This is a genomic window from Nocardia sp. NPDC005366 (assembly GCF_040606855.1).
Lineage (GTDB): Bacteria > Actinomycetota > Actinomycetes > Mycobacteriales > Mycobacteriaceae > Nocardia.
Genome location: NZ_JBEXFQ010000004.1, coordinates 310,572 through 328,352, shown reverse-complemented (window position 1 = coordinate 328,352; position 17,781 = coordinate 310,572). Strand labels below are relative to the sequence as shown.

Below are 17,781 nucleotides of genomic sequence, written 5' to 3'. Positions count from 1 at the left end.
TCAGCGGCCTCCGCCGGTCGGCGGCGCGGAATCGGGGGTGATGCCGACACCGAGCGGATTCGAGGTCTGGCGGGCATACCCCGGATCCCCGACCGCGGCCTGGATGACCGCGGTGGGATCGCCCCACGGTGTTCCCATCAGCAGTTCGCGTCGCAGGCGGGGAATGGTGAGGTCGACGGTCGCGTGCAGATTGATGTAATCGCCCCGGACCGCGCGGTCGATGGTTTTCTGACCGTAGGGATAGACCGTCGCGTAGGCCAGCGCGGCATCGAGTTTCGGGCCGACATCGGCGATCGAGCGCAGGGTCGGCTCCAGATTGCGCAGATTCGTCACGAGATCGGACTGCACATCGGTGATCACCGCGGTGGCGGTGTCGCTCAAGGTGTGGAGTTTATCCAGCGCGAGCGTGATATTCGGCCGCTGCTCGATCAGCACGTCCAGAGCGGCGGGCAGGGTGCGCAGGGTTTCGGTCAAGACATCGCGTTGTGCGGCGAAGGTTCCCGCCAACCGGTTGAGCGCGTGGATGGAGGCGACGATCTCACCGCGTTGCTCGTCCAGCGCGCCGAGGAAGGTGTCGAGACGAGTGAGCAACGACCCCACCTGTTCCTGTCTGCCCGCGAACGCGTCGTTGAGATCGTTGATGATGTCGCCGATCTGGCCGAGTCCGCCGCCGTTCACCACGACCGACAGCGAGGCCAAGGTCTGCTCGGTCGACGGATACGTGGAGGTTCTGTTGAGCGGGACCGTCGCACCCGATTCCAATCGACCGCTCGGCGCGACACCGGGCGGGGTGTTGAGCGCCAGATGACTGGAGCCGAGCAGACTGGTCTGCCCGATGGTCGCGACCACATTCGCGGGGACCACCGTATCGGCGTCCACCGAAACCTCGACCACCGCGTGCCAGCCGCGCAGTCCGATGGCGCTGACACTGCCGACCACCACATCGTCGATGAGGACCGGCGAATTCGCTACGAGCGTACCGACATTCGCCATCTCGACCTGGATCACGGTCGAATCCTCGCCGCGCCCCGGGGCGCCGGGCAGCGGCAGGGAATTCACGCCATGCCACCCGCACCCGGTGCAGGCCAGTACGACGCACACACTGAGCGCGGCCAGCCGGACGCCGTGTGGTATGTCCCGAATTCTTCTGCGCGACAAGACCATCACCTTCCGCTCGGAAACAGGATGTCCACCAGACTCGGCAGCGCGGCGGGCGGCGGACCCTGGGTGTCCACCACCGCGGGCACGAGATCGGGTTCGGTGTAGATCAGGCTCTCCGGTCGGGCGGACGGCCCGTGCAGCGGATTCAGCGGGAAGGGCAGGTAATTGAAATTGAGCAGACCGAGGACGGGGCCGAGATAGTCGCGGCATTTGCGCGCCGATTCCTCCGTTGTCGCGGTCTCGATACTCGCGATCGAAGCGCAGACGAACTGGATCGGATTCGAGAAATTGTTCAGCACGAAAACCCCCGCCTCGGTGGCGGTCTCCGGGTTGTAGATGTTGTAGAAGTTGGCCATGCTGGTCGGGAAGATATGCAGCAGCTGTTCCAGATCGCCACGGTTGTCGACGAGGTTCTGGGTGACATTCACCAGCCCCTGGACCTGTTCGCTCGCCCTGTCACGGTTCTCGGCGACGAATCGCCGCACCTCGCCGACCGCGATCGACAACTCGGTCAGCGCCGCGTCCAGATCGGATCTGCTGTCGTCGAGGACGCTGGACAGTGTGGCGAGCCGGTCCTGGAATTGCACGATCTGCTCCGTGCTGCCCCGCAGGACCGCGACGAATTGATGCAGATTGCCGATGATATCCACGATATTCCCGCTGCCGTCGGCGAGTATCCGGCCGACACCGGACAACTGGGCCAGCGTCTCGCGCAATTTATCGCCGTTGCCCGCCAACGCGTTCGCGGCGCTATCGATGAATCGCCCGGTGGAACTGCCGGAGATCGCGCTGCCCGGTCCGAGGTCGGTGGCCAACCGCGTCAGCTGGGTCTTGATCTCGTCCCATTCGACCGGCACCGCGGTCCGCTCGACCGGGATGACCGCGCCGTCTGCCATTGTCGGGCCTTCGGAGCGGTAGGCGGGCGTCAGCTGCACATAGCGCGAGTCGACCAGGCTCTGGGCGATGATCACCGCCTTCGCGTTCGCCGGAACAGCGATGTCGCGATCGATGTCGAGCACCAGTTCGGCGGTGGTCCCGTGCGGCTCGATGGCGGCGATCCTGCCGACCTTCACCCCGGACACCCGCACGTCGTCACCCTCGTAGATCGCGGTCGCCGAGGTGAAGATCGCGCTGATCCGCTTGGGCCCGAACGCTATTCGGTACCCGGTGACCGCGCAGGCGACCAGCGTCGCGGCGACGACGACTATCGCGCCGATGCGCAGGATTCGGCTTCTCGTCATCGCGGCGGCTCCGGGTGCGGTATCGGGATCTGGCTCTGCGGTTGCACGCCGAAGGCCTGATCGATGAACGGCTGGATCAACGACCCGGGGATCAGATTCGCCACGTAGGCGTTGTAGAACGGCCCGCCGGAAACGGCTTCACCCTGCGTCAGCGCCACTTTCGCGAGACCGGGCAGCGCCGCGGCGATATTGTCGCGATTGCGTTCCAGCATGGCGACCACCGAATTCAGCCGATCCAGGGTCGGCGCGAGTTCGGCTTCGTTATCGGCCACGAGGCCGGAGAGCTGCCTGGACACCGCGGCGGTATTGGCCAGCAGGTCGACGATCGCCTGTCTGCGCGCGGCCAGCACCTCGAGCAGCGAATTCGCGTCGAGAATAAGCGAATTCAGCTGCTGACCGCGTTGGGCGAGGATTCCGGTCACGTCGGTGGTCGCCGCGAGCAGTTCCCGCATCGAATCATTGCGGCTGTTGATGGATTTCGACAGCGCGGTCAGACCGTCGAACGCGGGCCCCAGTTGCGGCGCGATGCGGTCGAGCGTGGCGGAGAGCATATCCAGTGACCTGTTGAGCGAGTCGGTATCCATATCGGTGATATCGGTCGTCAGGTCGCCGACGGCATCGGTCAGCGAGTAGGGCGAGGAGGTGCGCGAGGCCGGAATGACGTCGAACGGCCGCATCGTGGCGCTGCCCGCGGAATTCAGTGTCAGTATCCGTTTGCCGAGCAGCGAGCCGGTCTTGATATGCGCGGAGGTCGCGTCGCCGAGCCGGATGGTCTCGTCGACCGCGAAAACCACGCGCGCGTCGCCGTTGTCGAGACGCACCTTGGTCACCCGGCCGACCTTGACCCCGGACACGATCACATCGTCACCGACGGCCAGTCCCCCCGCCTCGGTGAATACCGCTTCGTAGCGCACGGTGGTGGCCCAGGTGATGAACTGCTGGGACTGCAATCCCACCAGGATGACGCAGACCACGAGGACGACCCCGACGAGTCCGTGCCGGAACAGATGTTCACCGCGATATCGGAGCATGACTACGGGCTACACCTTCCTGTGGTCTGTTCGATCCACGGCAGGACGAGCACCTGACCGGATTCGTCGGTCACCCGGACCGTCACGGCGCAGATGTAGTACTGGATGAAATTGCCGTACGCGCCCGCTCGCACCAGCTTCCTGAAGTTGTCCGGCGCGCGTTGCAGCGCGGCGTCGAGACGGTCCTTGTCGTCATCGATCAGCGGAGCCAGCCGCGCCAGTTCGTCGACCGTGCCGGCCAGCGGCGGTCGCGCCCGGGTGAGCAGGTCGGCGACCGTCGCGGTGCCGTTGTCGAGCGCGTCGATCGCCGCGGCGATGGGATCGCGGTCCTCGGCGAGTTGGCTGACGAGCTGTTCGAGGCGGTCGATGGTGGCGGTGAAGCGGTCACCCTCCCGCGCGAGCGTCGACATCACCGTGTTCAGATTGTCGATCACCTGCTCGACCACCACATTGTCACGTCCGAGCGTGGAGGTGAACGACGCCGTTCTGGCGAGCAGCGAATCCAGTGATCCCTCCCTGCCCTGCACGATCTCGAGCAACGACCAGGTCAGCGAGTTGACGTCCTTGGCGTTCAATCCCTGGATCACCGGTTTCAGACCGCCGAGCAACATATCCAGATCCAGGGCGGGGGACGTGCGCTCGAGCGGGATCTCCGTTCCCTCGGAAAGGATTTCGGTAGATCCGGGACCTTCGGTGAGTTCCAGATAGCGATCGCCGACCAGATTCAGGTACCGCACGGCGGCGGTCGTTCCCGTGGTCAGCGCCAGTGCGCGATCGGCGTCGAAGCGCACCGCCACCCGATGGTCGTCGCGTAACTCGACTGCGCGCACGACGCCGACTTCGACGCCCGCGACCCGGACGGTATCGCCGGAGCGCAGTCCCGACGAATCCTCGAAGACCGCGCCGTACTCGTAGGTCGAGCCGCTTCGATACTGGCCGAAGACCAGGATCAGGCATCCCGACAGCACCACCATGACCGCGGCGAACACGCCGAACTTCACCAGCGGTGTATTCCTGGCATCCCTCATCGCGGCGTCCCCAGCGGTCCGAACAGCGCCTGCGGGAGGGTGTCGACATTGAGCACCACGCCCTGATTTCCCTTCTCGAACGGGTTCGCGCCGACATCGGCCACGACGAACGGCGGCTTGCCCTCATAGGGCACGGGCAGTACCGAGCACTGCGGCCCGCCCGTGGCCGCGACCTTCGGCAGACTGTTGGGGTACCGGTAGGGATCGGTGCCCCAGAGGAAATTCGCGGAAAGGCCGAGTCCTGGCACGTCGACGGGTTGCGCGAACGCCAACTGCCCGAAACCCTCGAGCGAGCAGTTCAGCGCCTGGTTGTATTCGTTGGTCAGCGACGTGGTCGGCACCAGCAGTCGCAGTGTCCGCGCCAGCGCGGCACCGTTGTCGGCGAGCACCGGGGTGCCGACATCGGCCAAGCCGATCAACCCGACCAGCAGCGCGTCGAGATTGTGCTGCTCGTCCACCAGGGTCCGGCTCACATTCGTCGCATTGCCCGCGGTATCCACCAGCGCCTGCGCGGAATCGGCGTAGGTGTTCAGCACCGCGGGCGCGAGCGCGAGATCGGTTCGCAGGGCGGGCAATCCGGGCTCCAGCTTGCCGAGGAATGTTTCCAGATCACTCAGCATGAGCCCGACCTGGCCGCCGTGCCCGCCGGTCGCCGCCGCGATCGCGCCGAGGGTCTCGTTCAACTTCTCGGGTTCGATCCTCGACAGTACCGAGGTGAGTTGTTCGAAGACCGTGTTGATTTCGACCATGACATGTTCGGCGTCCAAGACCTGTCCCGCGTACATGGTCCGCGTGGTCGGACGCGCGGAGGGGATCAACTGGACGAATTTCGCGCCGAAGACGGTGGTCGAGGTGATCTCGGCGGTGACGTCGGCGGGGATCATCGCGAGCTGATCGGTGCGGATGGCCAGCCGGATCGCGGCGAGTCCGTCGGACCGTTCGTCGATCGAATCCACCTTCCCGACGGTGACACCGCGCATCTTCACGTCGGCATCCGGGTACATCACCAGGCCCGCGCGCGGCGACAGCACGGTGACCGGGACGGTGTCGGTGAGACCGCCGTTGAACATGACCACCGAGACAGCCACGATCGCCACGCCGACCACGATGGTCAGCAGGCCCGACAGGGGACGCCAGACATTGTCGAACATTTCCCTCACCCCGACAGATCGAAGTTGCCGTTGGCGCCGTAGACCGCCAGGGAGACGAGCAGGGTGACCGAGACGATGGCGATGAGCGAGGTGCGCACCGCATTGCCCACCGCGATCCCGACACCCGCGGGGCCGCCGCTGGCGAAGAAGCCGAAATAGGTGTGGATCAACAGGATCGTCAAGGCCATCAGCATCGCTTGCACGAAGGACCAGATGAGGTCGATCGGATTCAGGAAGGTCGAGAAGTAGTGGTCGTAGAGCCCGGAGGATTGACCGAGCAGAAAGACCGTGGTGAAGCGACTGGCGATGAACGAGGCGATCACCGCGAGCGCGTAGAGCGGGGTGATGGCGATCATGCCCGCCACGATTCTGGTGCCGACCAGGTAGGCGATGGGATCGATGGCAAGCGATTCCAGCGCGTCGATCTCCTCGTTGATGCGCATCGCCCCCAATTGCGCGGTAGCCCCGGCCCCGAAGGTCGCCGCGAGGCCGATTCCGGCTACGACCGGCGCGGAGATGCGCACGTTGATGAAGGCGGAAAGGAATCCGGTCAGCGCTTCGATGCCGATATTGCCCAGCGAGCTGTACCCCTGCACCGCGAGGGTGCCTCCGGTGGCGAGGGTGAGGAACCCGACGATGACGACGGTACCGCCGAATACCGCGAGAGCGCCCGCGCCCATGCTGATTTCGGCGATGAGGCGGATGGTCTCACGCTTGTAGCGCCAGGCCGCGAAGGGGGCGTACGCCAGCGCCTTCAGGTAGAAGAGAGTGTGGTCGCCGATGCGGCGCAGGCCGACGATCGGCGTGCGTATTCGGCGGGCCGCCACGGGATATCGCGCGGTCAGGGTCATGGCGTGCTCCTCACCTGACCGTCATCTGGATACCGATGGCGGTGACGACGACATTGATGACGAACAGCGACATGAACGCGTAGACGACCGTCTCGTTCACCGCGTTGCCGACCGCCTTCGCCCCGCCGGTCACGATCAGCCCGCGATAGCAGGCGACCAGACCCGCGACGAGACCGAAGAGCAGTGCCTTGATCGAGGAGATGATCACCTCGTTGATCCCGGTCAACAGCGTGATTCCGGCCGCGAACGCCCCCGGGTTGACGTCCTGGACGAATACCGAGAACGCGTAACCGCCCAGGATGCCGATGATGCAGACGAGGTTGTTCAACAGCAGCGCGACCAGACCCGAGGCGAGCATGCGCGGGGTGACCAGTCGCTGGACCGGGTCGATGCCGAGTACCTGCATGGCGTCGATCTCTTCCCTGATGGTGCGCGAACCGAGATCGGCGCACATCGCGGTGGCGCCCGAACCCGCGACGATCAGGACGGTGACCATGGGACCGACCTGGGTGACCGCGCCGAATGCCGCGCCCGCCCCGCTCAGATCCGCCGCGCCGAGTTCGCGCAACAGGATGTTGAGCGTGAAACTCACCAGCACCGTGAACGGGATCGCCACCAGCAGCGTCGGCACCATCGACACCCGGACGATGAACCAGGACTGCTCGAAGAATTCGCGGGTCTGGAACGGCCGCCGGAACGCGAATCTCACCGCGTCGGCCGACATCGCGAACAGTCCGCCGACCATCTGCAACGGTGTCGAGTAGCCGCGCGAGATCCCCGGGGACCACCTGCCCCGCCCCGCCATCAGGCCGCCGGTCCTCGGCGCGCCGCCACGGCGCTCACGAGACCACCGTCGCGAAGGTCTTGCTCTCCAGGAACTCCTCGAGTCCGGCGCGGCCCATCTCCCGGCCGATGCCGGACTGCTTGTATCCGCCGAACGGGGTGTCCGGCGCGAAGTAGTGGCCGCCGTTGATCATGAACGCGCCCGCGCGGATTCGGCGCGCGACCGCGATCGCCCTGTCCTCGTCACCGCTGAAGACCCCGCCTGCCAGCCCGTAGATCGAATTGTTCGCGATCCGGACCGCGTCGTCGTCGCCGTCGTGCGGCAGTACGACGAGCACCGGTCCGAAGATCTCCTCCTGGGCGATCTCGCTGTCGGGGTGCACATTCGTGAGCAGTGTCGGGGTGTAGAAGTAGCCGGGGTCGACGCGCTCGCCGCCGGTCACCAGGGTGGCGCCCGCCGCGATGGCGCGCTGGACCATGCCGTCGACCTTGTCGCGCTGCTGCTCGCTGATCAACGGGCCCATATAGGTGTGCGGATGGGAGGGATCGCCGTACGGAATATTGGCGAAACCGTTCGCCACCAGATCGACGATTTCGTCGTGATGCTGCCTCGGCACGATCAGCCGTGAGGTCAGCGCGCATCCCTGGCCCGCGTGGGAGGCCATGCTGAACGCCGAGAACATCGCGGGCATACCGAAATCGGCGTCGTCGAGTACCACCATGGCCGATTTGCCGCCGAGTTCGAGGAAGACCCGCTTGACCGTCTCACTGGCCGCGGCCATGATGCGTCGTCCGGTCGCGGTGGATCCGGTGAAGGTGATCATGTCGACACCGCTGTGATAGGTCAGTGCGCGGCCCACAGCCGCGTCGGAGGAACTGAGCACGTTCACCACGCCCGCGGGGATATCGGTGTGCTCGGCGATCAACTCCCCCAGCGCCAGGGTGACCAGCGGGGTGTCGGGTGCGCCTTTGAGCACCACGGTGCATCCGGCCGCGAGGGCGGGAGCCAATTTCGCGAGGGCGAGCTGATTGGGATAGTTGTAGGCGATGATCGCGGCCACCACCCCGGCGGCCTCTTTCTCGACCCACCGGCGATGCTTCTGCCCCCGTACCTCGATCTCGCCGAGTTCCTCGGTGAGCGGGTAGTCGCGCAGCAGATCCGAGTAGTAGCGGACGATTTCGATGGGAGCCTCCACCAGCGGTCCCGGTGTCAGCAGCCGGGCCGCGCCGACCTCGGCGATGGTCAGCTCGCGCAATTCCTCTGTGTTGTCGAGCAATGCCCGGTGCAGCTGATCCAGGCAGTGGATGCGGAATTCGACGTCGGTCGACCAGGTGGTGGTGTCGAACGCGCGACGCGCGGCGTCGACACAGGCGTCGGCATCCTCGACTGTCGCATCGGGCGCGTATCCGAGAACCGTTGCGGTAGCGGGGTTCATCGACGGGAACGTCGCGGCGGTCCCGACCAGTTCGCCGTCGATCAACAGCCTGCGATCACCGGCCGCGGACGCAGCCGCGGTACTCGTCTGGACTGTGGTGGATTCGGAGTGCATCATCTGCCCCACTCGAGATTCGATGAAAATACCGTTCTCATTTCCGAACAGCGTCACATCTCTGGACCGAGAATTCAATACCCGCAAGGGATGGATTCCTCCTGGAAGACGCGCGTAAGTACGCGTGATCAGGCCCATGGGCGCGCGACAGCGGCGGCGGGCCGCGTCCGGGACGCGAACAGGCCGCGCACTGCCGGAACATGCCCATCCCCGAGCCTGTGCGGGATGAGAGTTATTGGGGTCCAGCAGGTTTCATGGCAGGCGACGGCCGGCACGGTACGCCGGGCGTCGCCGCCGATGACGAGACAACAGATATCGGCGAGGTCAGCCCACGGGGCTGAGATCCGCGCCGACGGGCGGATGATCGAGCACCCCGCTGCGGAACAGTTCCGTCGAGCCGACCGAGGTCATCGGGACAGCGCCCGCGGCGAGCGCGTGCGCCTTGAACGCCTGGGCCGCCAGGCTCAGCCGGTGCAGCACCGGATCGACGCCGTGATCACTGCCGAGCGGCCAGCCCTCGCCCCACACCACGACCTCGATGCCGCCGTGGCCGAGCGCCTTCAGCAGACCACTGCGAGCGCGGGAGTCGACCTCGCAGATATTGGCGGCCACGGCGAGCGCCTGCGGCCTGCGACCGCGCCCGCCCGCCGCGAGAACCGTTTCCAGATCGAGCATTTCGGCGCCGAGGATCTGTAGCGGTCGCGCGTCGCCGGTGCCGGGAACCATGACGGTGACATCCCAGCCCGCTACCGCGCGATCGAATAGCCAGCCGCCCGCGTTCTGCACCACGTCGGCGATGCTCGTGCCGACGACGTCGAGGCGATACCTCATGACTTCGCTACCGGGGCGAAGTCCTGAGCCAACGACCTCGTGTACTCGTTGAACACCTCGGTGAGCGGGATCGAGTGGTCGAGCAGCCATGAGAGCTCCATTCCATTGATGAAGGCGACGATTTCCACAGCCCGAATGTCAGGATCCAAATCGGTCCGGAATCGTCCGATCTCCTGGTTGTGCCGGATGGACTCGGCGACGATGTCGACGGCCACCTTCCAACGGTTGAGGAGCCGGTCGTGGAGGGGAGCCTCGGGCAGCAGGTTCTCCACCAGTAATACGACGAAAGTGCCCACCAATTCTGGTGTGCGTTCTATGCGATCGGCGACCTTGCGAATCTCCTCGATCAGGTCACCGGTCAGATCGGAGACCGCGGCGTCGTCCGCGTCACGCGCATCGAGTACCGCATGCAGCAACTGCTCCTTCGATTGGAAATGATGCAGAAGCCCCGCCGGGGTGACCCCGGCTTCGCGCGCGATCTGCGCGAGTGTCGTACTGCGCCAACCACTACGAGTGAGCATCCGCTGGGCGACAGCCAAGATCCGCTGCCGCCGATCCTCACCCTTGGCGAAGAGGGAAGCGTACGGGCGCGGTGATGTCATTGCGAACCCCGATCAACTAACCTAGTGAACATACGGTAGGCCGGTTCCGGCCATGTGACAAGGGTCTCAGGCGCCCGAATTATCAGGGCGCGTCACACGGCGGTTCGCCTCGCGCGCCCCGCGGTCCGTACGGTGCGCAAACATCCGACGAGGCGTCCTGTTCTCTTTTTTGGAAATATCATTCTCATTGCCTGAGCTGGCATTATCTCGCCCCGAATTTTACCGTCTCGAGAGCGGGCACAACTGAAAACGAAAATGCCATTCCCCTCAAATGGAATCGCGTCTATCATCTGGTTGGTACGCCGCTCCCGCGGCACCTGACGCGGTGCGCGTCCTCGGCGAGGCTCCGACGCGAGTCGGCGCACTCCACACCCGATGGCCGAATCCGCACCGCGCAAGAGATGACGACAGTTCACGAATCACTCCCCTGGAGGCTCACGATGTCGGTTTCCATCAGCAGCTCGTCGCTGTATCCCCCCGGCGGATTCGCACCGCCCAAGGACCGGCGTGGGCACGCCGAGGGCAAGGTCGGCCTCCCCGAGGGCACCGAGGTGTTCTCGGCCGACAACCACATCTCCCTGGCGGACGACATCTTCTACGAGCGGTTCCCCGAGAACATGAAGGACCGCGCGCCCCGGGTCTGGTACGAGGACGGCGCCTACATGCTCGGCCGCAAGGGAAAGTCCTTCGTGGCAGGTGATTTCAGCCATGTGCTGATGCAGTACGACCCGCTGGCCGGTTCCGGAAGCCGGGACATGGCCGCCCGCGCACGCGACCTGCGCGGTGACGGCATCGCCAAGGAACTCGCGTTCCCCAATGCCCTGCTCGCCCTTCTGTTCTACCCGGACACCGAGGTCCGCGAACTCTGTTTCCGCGTGTACAACGAGTACATCGCGCAGTTGCAGGAGGAGTCCGGCGGCGGCTTCTACGGCGTTGGACTGATCAACTGGTGGGACGGCGAGGGGGCGCGCCGCACCCTGGCCGAGCTGAAATCCCTCGGCCTCAGGACATTCCTGCTCCCGCTCTCCGCGGGCAAGGACAACGAAGGCGTCCGCATCGACTACGGCAGCACCGCGATGATCCCGGTCTGGGATGCCATCGAGGAGTCGGGCGTTCCCGTCTCCCACCACATCGGCGAGGCGCCGCTGTCGGCCCCGTGCGAGGTCAACAGCGTCGCCGTCGGCATGATGCACAATGTCGCGCCCTTCCGGGAGATGTTCGGCAAGTACATCTTCAGCGGCATCATCGACCGGCACCCCAACCTGAGCATCGGCTGGTTCGAGGGCGGTATCAACTGGGTTCCCGCCGCGATCCAGGACGCCGAGCACATGCTGGCGTCCTTCCAGCACATGCTGAACCGACCGGTGGAACACGAGGTGCGCCACTACTGGGACAACAATATGCGCGCCTCGTTCATGGTCGACCCGCTCGGCCTGTCGATGGTGGACCTGATCGGCATCGACAGGGTCATGTGGTCCTCCGACTACCCCCACAACGAGAGCACTTTCGGCTATTCGGAGAAGTCGTTGGCGGCCGTCGTCGACGCGGTGGGCCCCGAAGCCGCCGCGAAGATCGTCAGCGGCAATGTCAAGGACTTCCTCGGTCTGTAGCCGTGCCTTCAGCCGTGCTCTCAGCCGTGCCTTCAGCCGTGCCTTCAGCCGCGCCTCGGAAAGTGACGCAAACTCCATGACAACGTTCGCGACCGCGACTCCCTCAGCTCTCGAAATACCGGATACACCGGACCGCGCCAGGATGCGCCGGGAAACCGGTGCGCGCTTACGCGCGTCCATGAGCGATCAGGGCGTCGACGCGCTGATCCTGTTGAACAACAGCAATGTCGTCTACGCCACCGGCGCGAGCTGGCCACTCGGGGACGCGGGCGTGTCCCATGTCGAACGACCCGTTGCGGTGGTCGTCGCGGGCGATCCGTGGCCGCATCTGTTCCTGCCGTTCCGTGAGGGCGCGTCCGAGGAATCCGATCTGCCATCGGACCACCTGCACGGACCCGTCTATCTCGAATTCGACGAGGGCGTAGCCGCTTTCGCGGGCTTGCTGCGCGATATCGTGCCGGGCGGGGCGACCGTCGCGGTCGACGAATGCACCGGCGCGATGATGCGGGCCCCGCACCTGCTGTTCCCCGGCAGCCCGCCACGCGACGCCGCGGCCGTCATCGGGCCCGCGAAACTGATCAAGACCAAGGACGAACTGTCCTGTATCCGCACCGCGTGCCGCATCACCGAGCGGGCGATGGTCGACGTGCAGGCGGCGCTGTCGCCAGGGCGACGCCAGATCGACCTGTCGGCGAGTTTCGTGCGCAGGGCTTTCGAACTGGGCGCCACCGCGACCATGCTCGACGCGATCTGGCAGGTGATGCCGGAACGCAAACAAGACGGTGTCTGGACCACCCACGGCGATCTGGCCCTGCCGCTGCTCACCTCCGAACGCGAACTCGCGGCGGGCGATGTGCTGTGGACCGACGTCAGCATCACCTACGGCGGCTACTGCTCGGATTTCGGGCGCACCTGGATCGTCGGCGAAACCCCTACCGCGCGCCAGCAGGCCCAGTTCGACCAGTGGCGCCACATCATGACCGCGGTGCTGGACGCGGTGCGTCCCGGTAATACCGGCGCGGATCTGACCGCGGCGGCCATCGCCGCGAACGGCGGCGCCCGTCCGTGGCTGCCGCATTTCTATCTCTCACACGGAATCGGCGTGAGCGCGGCGGAGATGCCGATGCTCGGCACCGATCTCGGCCAGGAATACGACGAGGGTTTCGTCCTGCAACCAGGCATGGTGCTCGTCTTCGAGCCCGTGGTCTGGGAGGACGGCACCGGAGGCTACCGAAGCGAGGAAATCGTGGTCATCACCGAGGAGGGCTGGACGGCCCTCACCGACTACCCCTATGCGCCCTATGGGAATTGAGATACTGCCGGACGATCGCGCCCTGCGGCATGGGCGGCGCGAACGCGCACTGGCACAGATGCAAGCCCATGACCTGGACATCCTCGTACTCGGACGGCAGGCGAACGCCAGATATGTCGCGGGCGCCCCGCAATTGTGGGTCGCCGGGACGCGACCGTTCGGCCCGGTGGCGACGCTGGTCCGCAAAACCGGTGACGTCCACCTGCTGAGCAGCTGGGACGAAGGCATCCCCGACGACATCCCGCACGATCACCTGTACGGCCTCGCGTGGAATCCGATGACTCTCGTCGCGGTCCTGCGCGGCATCGAGGGCGCGGATACCGCACAGCGGGTCGGCACCGACGCGCTGTCCCCCGGCTACGCGAACCTGCTGCCGTTGGCGTTCCCGAACGCCGAAATCGTCGACGGAGAGATCGCGATGCGGGCGGCGCGCCGGATCAAGACCGCGGCGGAGATCGAGGTCCTGCGCGGCGCACTGCGTGTCGCGCAGGCGGGCCTGGCGGCGGCCGTGGCCGAATTACGGCCGGGCAGTACCGAACAGGAGTTGACCGGCATCCTGCTCGAGGCGATGACCGCGGGCGGTATCAGCACGCCGGCCACCCAGGATTCGGCCTGGGTGACTTCCAAGGAACATCCCTGGCGGCGTGCCAGCGGTGACCGCAGTGCCCGGGAGGGTGATCTCGTCGCCTTCTCCTCCGGTGCGCTCGGCGACGGATACATCGGAGAGGTCGGCCGCACGATTCCGGTCGGCGATCCCGACTCGAGCCGTTCCGCCACACGCACGCTGTACCGGCGGTGGGAGGCCCTGTGGGCCCGGCTGCTCGAGGCGTGCCGTCCCGGTGCTCCCGCCTCCGATCTGCTCGCGGTCTACGAGAGCGCGGGCGAACCGCTACCGCCGATGCCGGTCGCGCGTGGACTCGGCATGGGCTTCGACCCGCCCGTCGTCTCGCCGCATCTGCGCGCGACCGCGGCGGCCGAACGGCTGGAGCCGGGAATGGTTCTCGCCGTCACCGGTTACGTCTGGCAATCGGGGGTCGGCGCGGTCTTCGGGCGTGACTCGGTGCTCATCACCGATGACGGTTCCGAGGTTCTCACCACAAGCCCGTACTGGAAAGAGTAGGAGCCCCGATGTCCGGTTCCGAGCAACCCTCGGCCGAAGAGATCATTCGCTACGAGAAAGATCCCAAGACCAGGATCGCGACGATCACCTTCGATCGGCCCGACCATCTCAACGCGCCGACCATGGCGGCGCGGCTGCGCTATGCCGATCTGATCCACCGCTCCAGCGTGGACGACGACGTCAAGGTGCTGGTGGTGCGCGGGGTCGGCGATGATCTCGGCACCGGTGCGGACCTGCCGGAATTCATGGAGATGCAGAACTCGCCGTCGCAGGGTCCACGCCTGAGCGAATACAAGATCGGTGAGGACGAGGTCAGGTACCCGCCGAAGGATTCCTTCCGCCACGGCGCCACGATCAATCAGTGGTACGCCAACGCGCAGGCGGGTTGCCGGAGTCTGCAGGAGTTCAAGAAGATCAGCATCCTCGAGGTGAAGGGCTACTGCTACGGCTGGCACTTCTATCAGGCCGCCGACGCCGATCTCGTGATCTCCTCCGACGACGCGCTTTTCGGGCATCCGTCGTTCCGGTACTACGGCTGGGGCCCGCGCATGTGGACGTGGGTGCAAACCATGGGCATGCGCAAATTCCAGGAGATGGTGTTCACCGGCCGCGCGTTCACGGCCGCGGAGATGTACGATTGCAACTTCCTCAACAAGGTCGTCGCACGGCAGGATCTGGAGGCGGAGACGGAGAAGTACGCGCTCGCCTGCGCCCGCACCAGGCCGACCGACACCGTCTTCATGCAGAAGGTGTTCTTCGAGATCATGAAGCAACACCAGGGCGAATACATGGGCAGCCTGCTCAGCGGCTTCTTCGAATCCATGGGCGGCTACGTCCGGCCCGACGACAACGACCTGATGCTCGACGACGCGTTCGAGAACGGCCTCAACAACGCGGTCAAGGATGTCGACAGTAAGTACCCGCCCGATTTCCGCCTGAGCAAGTCGGGCCGCAAGAAGGATTCGTAGCCGCCGCGAGCGCGCAGGCATGACAGGTGGAGTGACATGGCGTCGAAACATGCCCCCGATACGTCGGCATCCGGGACCGAACCGCCGCTCAGCGGTGTCGTCGTCATCGATCTCTCGACCGGGATCGCAGGCGCCTACTGCACGAAACTGCTGGCCGAAGGCGGGGCGCGCGTCGTGAAAGTCGAACCGCCGGAGGGTGATCCGCTGCGGCGGTGGTCGGCGTCATCGACCGAGATCGCCCAGGAGGCCGACGGGGCGCTGTTCAGCTTCCTCAACGGCACCAAGGACAGCGTCGTCGCCGACGTCGGCGTCTCCGGTGATCTCGATTTCGTCGACACCCTGCTGGCCGGGGCCGACGCGGTGGTGTGGTCGTCGGGGACACCCGTGGCCGACCATCCGCGCCTGTCCCCCAGCGTGATCCGGCGCGATCACCCCCACCTCGTGGTCACCGCGATCAGTCCGTTCGGGCTCGACGGCCCGTGGCGTGACCGACCGGCGACGGAATTCACCCTCCAGGCGTGGTCGGGCGGAATCATGGGACTGGGGCGCGGCGCTCCCGATCGTGCGCCGGTGCACGTGGGCGGGCGCGTCGGCGAATGGTTCGCGGGCGCTTACGCATCCGCGGTGACCATGACCTCGCTCCTGCGGACCGCGGGCACCGGCGTCGGCGAACTGGTCGATCTCGCGATGCTGGAAACCCAGATCCTGAGTCTGACCTACTTTCCCGTCTCGTTCTACGAGGCGCTCGGCCGCCCGTTCCGCACCCAGCGCAGGCTCAGCGTGCCGGGGGTGGCCTCGGCGGCGGACGGTCTCGTCGCGCTCGGCTGCGGCACCGCGCAGCAGTGGTTCGATCTGTGCGCCATGGTCGGACATCCCGAGTGGATCGACGAGGGTATCGTCCCGTCGATCACCGAACGCGCCAACGAGAAGGCGCCGGAGATCAACGGCTGGCTGGCCGAGCAGACCGTGGCCGAGATCCGTGATCTGGCAACGGCTTTCCGCATCCCGAACGGGCCCGTCGCGCACGGGGCCAATGTCACCGAGATGGACCATCACCAGGCGCGGGACTTCTTCACGACCAATCCGCGTGACGGTTTCACCCAGCCCGGCCCTCCGTTCCGCACCTCGCCCCCGCTGTTGCGCGAACCGGAACCCGCACCGGGGATCGGTGAGCACACCGAACACTATCGGGCCGAACCGCCGCGGCGCGCCGTCTCCGACACCGGCCGGACCCCGGACGCACTGCCGTTCCGTGATCTACGGGTCCTGGATCTGACGACCTTCTGGGCCGGACCCTCGTGCACCCACTATCTGGCCATGCTCGGCGCGGAGGTGATCCACGTGGAGTCCACGGCCAAGCCGGACGGCACCAGGCTCATCGCGGGCGTGCCGATCACCGAGGACCAGTGGTGGGAGAAGTCCCCGATCTTCTCCGGTCTCAACACCGGAAAGAAGGGTCTGACACTGGATTTCCGCACCGAACGCGGACGCGAACTGCTCACCGAACTGGTCGCCGCCTGTGACGTCATCGTGGAGAACTACACCCCGCGCGTGCTCGAGCAGATCGGGCTCGACTACCCGGCGGTGCGGGCGCTGCGCCCGGACGCGATCATGGTCAGGATGCCGGGATTCGGGCTCGACGGTCCGTGGCGGGAGCATCCGGCCTTCGCCTACGTCATCGAGGACACCTCCGGCCTGACGTGGCTGACCGGACATCCCGACCAGAATCCCGTCGAGCCGTATTCCATCGGCGATCCCAACGCGGGCATCCACGCGCTCAACGCCCTGCTGCTCGCGGTGCGCCATCGCCGCCGCACCGGCGAGGGCGTGCTGGTCGAGGCGGCGATGGTGGAGGCGGCGCTCAATGTGACGGCCGAGCAGGTGATCGAATACTCGGCCTACGGCGCGCTCTTGCAGCGCGCGGGCAATCGAGGCCCCGCGGCGGCGCCCCAGAACCTCTATCGCACTGTCGAACCGGATGAATTCGGCGGCGACGACAGCTGGGTCGCGGTGGCGGTGCAGACCGACGCGCAGTGGAGCGCCCTGTGCGCGGCACTGGGCGATCCGGCCTGGGCGACGGACCCGGCGCTGGCCCGCGCGTCGGGCAGGCGCGAGCGGCACGATCTGATCGACAAACATCTGTCCGCGTGGTGCGCGACCCGCACCGCCGAGGAGATCGTCGATATCCTCTGGGGCGCGGGCGTTCCGGTCGCCCAGGTGATGCAACCGCATCGACAGGCGGAATTGGCGCAACTCGAGTCGCGCGGATTCTTCGAGGCCGTCGGGCATCCGGTCAACGCGACAGCCAGGCACAGCACGGTGCCGGCGCGATTCTCGCTGGGACCGAGCAGTTTCCACGCCGGGCCCGCGCCGCTGCTCGGGCAGCACAATCGGGAGCTGTTACGCGGGCTCGGGGTGAGCGATGCCGAGATCACCGCGCTGGAGGCGGACGGTGTCATCGGAAACGCCCCGGCCGTGTCCGGCGGACGGGCCGCGACGAAGTAATCCGGCAGATCGGGGCGAGCCGACTCGATTCGATCGG

Annotated in this window: 15 protein-coding genes; 5 read left to right on the top strand and 10 right to left on the bottom strand. The window is 66.2% G+C overall.

The window, feature by feature from the left end; all coding sequences use genetic code 11:
* The 10 genes from ABZS43_RS07355 to ABZS43_RS07310 all read right to left on the bottom strand — a co-directional run bounded on the left by ABZS43_RS07355 (window position 1) and on the right by ABZS43_RS07310 (window position 10,229).
* A complete protein-coding gene (locus tag ABZS43_RS07355) occupies window positions 1-1,164 on the bottom strand; it encodes an MCE family protein (protein ID WP_355034983.1) in 1,164 nt (387 codons plus the stop codon).
* Entirely contained in the window at window positions 1,164-2,402 is a 1,239-nt protein-coding gene (locus ABZS43_RS07350; protein ID WP_355034953.1) for an MCE family protein, read from the bottom strand. The genes ABZS43_RS07355 and ABZS43_RS07350 overlap by 1 nt, the downstream gene beginning before the upstream one ends.
* Window positions 2,399-3,433, bottom strand: coding sequence for an MCE family protein (locus tag ABZS43_RS07345; RefSeq protein ID WP_355034952.1), 1,035 nt, complete (start codon window positions 3,431-3,433; stop codon window positions 2,399-2,401). The genes ABZS43_RS07350 and ABZS43_RS07345 overlap by 4 nt, the downstream gene beginning before the upstream one ends.
* A 2-nt stretch (window positions 3,434-3,435) precedes the next feature.
* A complete protein-coding gene (locus ABZS43_RS07340) occupies window positions 3,436-4,461 on the bottom strand; it encodes an MCE family protein (protein WP_355034951.1) in 1,026 nt (341 codons plus the stop codon).
* A complete protein-coding gene (locus ABZS43_RS07335) occupies window positions 4,458-5,612 on the bottom strand; it encodes an MCE family protein (RefSeq protein ID WP_355034950.1) in 1,155 nt (384 codons plus the stop codon). Before ABZS43_RS07335 ends, ABZS43_RS07340 begins: the two co-directional genes overlap by 4 nt.
* Window positions 5,613-5,617: 5 nt before the next feature.
* Window positions 5,618-6,463, bottom strand: a complete 846-nt coding sequence (locus ABZS43_RS07330; RefSeq protein ID WP_355034949.1) for an ABC transporter permease — start codon at window positions 6,461-6,463, stop codon at window positions 5,618-5,620.
* 10 nt (window positions 6,464-6,473) lie between these two features.
* Window positions 6,474-7,268, bottom strand: a complete 795-nt coding sequence (locus ABZS43_RS07325; protein ID WP_355034948.1) for an ABC transporter permease — start codon at window positions 7,266-7,268, stop codon at window positions 6,474-6,476.
* Window positions 7,269-7,302: 34 nt separating this feature from the next.
* On the bottom strand, window positions 7,303-8,796 hold the full coding sequence (locus ABZS43_RS07320) for an aldehyde dehydrogenase family protein (protein ID WP_355034982.1): 1,494 nt from the start codon (window positions 8,794-8,796) through the stop codon (window positions 7,303-7,305).
* Window positions 8,797-9,120: 324 nt separating this feature from the next.
* Window positions 9,121-9,627, bottom strand: a complete 507-nt coding sequence (locus ABZS43_RS07315; RefSeq protein WP_355034947.1) for a hypothetical protein — start codon at window positions 9,625-9,627, stop codon at window positions 9,121-9,123.
* Complete coding sequence (locus ABZS43_RS07310) at window positions 9,624-10,229, bottom strand: helix-turn-helix domain-containing protein (protein ID WP_355034946.1); 606 nt, start codon at window positions 10,227-10,229, stop codon at window positions 9,624-9,626. The genes ABZS43_RS07315 and ABZS43_RS07310 overlap by 4 nt, the downstream gene beginning before the upstream one ends.
* Before the next feature lie 440 nt (window positions 10,230-10,669).
* Here ABZS43_RS07310 and ABZS43_RS07305 point away from each other — a divergent pair, with 440 nt between their 5' ends.
* The 5 genes from ABZS43_RS07305 to ABZS43_RS07285 all read left to right on the top strand — a co-directional run bounded on the left by ABZS43_RS07305 (window position 10,670) and on the right by ABZS43_RS07285 (window position 17,744).
* Window positions 10,670-11,839 carry an amidohydrolase family protein gene (locus tag ABZS43_RS07305; protein WP_355034945.1) on the top strand — a complete coding sequence of 390 codons (1,170 nt, stop codon included), beginning with the start codon at window positions 10,670-10,672 and terminating at the stop codon, window positions 11,837-11,839.
* Window positions 11,840-11,915: 76 nt separating this feature from the next.
* Entirely contained in the window at window positions 11,916-13,151 is a 1,236-nt protein-coding gene (locus ABZS43_RS07300; RefSeq protein ID WP_355034944.1) for a Xaa-Pro peptidase family protein, read from the top strand.
* Window positions 13,141-14,271, top strand: a complete 1,131-nt coding sequence (locus ABZS43_RS07295) for a M24 family metallopeptidase (protein ID WP_355034943.1) — start codon at window positions 13,141-13,143, stop codon at window positions 14,269-14,271. Before ABZS43_RS07300 ends, ABZS43_RS07295 begins: the two co-directional genes overlap by 11 nt.
* Window positions 14,272-14,279: 8 nt before the next feature.
* Complete coding sequence (locus tag ABZS43_RS07290) at window positions 14,280-15,239, top strand: enoyl-CoA hydratase/isomerase family protein (protein ID WP_355034942.1); 960 nt, start codon at window positions 14,280-14,282, stop codon at window positions 15,237-15,239.
* A gap of 36 nt (window positions 15,240-15,275) precedes the next feature.
* Window positions 15,276-17,744 (top strand): CoA transferase, encoded by a 2,469-nt coding sequence (locus tag ABZS43_RS07285; RefSeq protein WP_355034941.1) that lies wholly within the window; start codon window positions 15,276-15,278, stop codon window positions 17,742-17,744.
* Window positions 17,745-17,781 lie beyond the last annotated feature (37 nt).

What these genes read in the sequence shown, in the direction of transcription:
- ABZS43_RS07330 (WP_355034949.1), bottom strand. Translation starts at nt 6,463, where the DNA reads ATGACCCTGACCGCGCGATATCCCGTGGCGGCCCGCCGAATACGCACG.
- ABZS43_RS07350 (WP_355034953.1), bottom strand. Translation starts at nt 2,402, where the DNA reads ATGACGAGAAGCCGAATCCTGCGCATCGGCGCGATAGTCGTCGTCGCC.
- ABZS43_RS07315 (WP_355034947.1), bottom strand. Translation starts at nt 9,627, where the DNA reads ATGAGGTATCGCCTCGACGTCGTCGGCACGAGCATCGCCGACGTGGTG.
- ABZS43_RS07345 (WP_355034952.1), bottom strand. Translation starts at nt 3,433, where the DNA reads ATGCTCCGATATCGCGGTGAACATCTGTTCCGGCACGGACTCGTCGGG.
- ABZS43_RS07325 (WP_355034948.1), bottom strand. Translation starts at nt 7,268, where the DNA reads ATGGCGGGGCGGGGCAGGTGGTCCCCGGGGATCTCGCGCGGCTACTCG.
- ABZS43_RS07295 (WP_355034943.1), top strand. Translation starts at nt 13,141, where the DNA reads ATGGGAATTGAGATACTGCCGGACGATCGCGCCCTGCGGCATGGGCGG.
- ABZS43_RS07340 (WP_355034951.1), bottom strand. Translation starts at nt 4,461, where the DNA reads ATGAGGGATGCCAGGAATACACCGCTGGTGAAGTTCGGCGTGTTCGCC.
- ABZS43_RS07300 (WP_355034944.1), top strand. Translation starts at nt 11,916, where the DNA reads ATGACAACGTTCGCGACCGCGACTCCCTCAGCTCTCGAAATACCGGAT.
- ABZS43_RS07355 (WP_355034983.1), bottom strand. Translation starts at nt 1,164, where the DNA reads ATGGTCTTGTCGCGCAGAAGAATTCGGGACATACCACACGGCGTCCGG.
- ABZS43_RS07290 (WP_355034942.1), top strand. Translation starts at nt 14,280, where the DNA reads ATGTCCGGTTCCGAGCAACCCTCGGCCGAAGAGATCATTCGCTACGAG.
- ABZS43_RS07335 (WP_355034950.1), bottom strand. Translation starts at nt 5,612, where the DNA reads ATGTTCGACAATGTCTGGCGTCCCCTGTCGGGCCTGCTGACCATCGTG.
- ABZS43_RS07310 (WP_355034946.1), bottom strand. Translation starts at nt 10,229, where the DNA reads ATGACATCACCGCGCCCGTACGCTTCCCTCTTCGCCAAGGGTGAGGAT.
- ABZS43_RS07285 (WP_355034941.1), top strand. Translation starts at nt 15,276, where the DNA reads ATGGCGTCGAAACATGCCCCCGATACGTCGGCATCCGGGACCGAACCG.
- ABZS43_RS07305 (WP_355034945.1), top strand. Translation starts at nt 10,670, where the DNA reads ATGTCGGTTTCCATCAGCAGCTCGTCGCTGTATCCCCCCGGCGGATTC.
- ABZS43_RS07320 (WP_355034982.1), bottom strand. Translation starts at nt 8,796, where the DNA reads ATGCACTCCGAATCCACCACAGTCCAGACGAGTACCGCGGCTGCGTCC.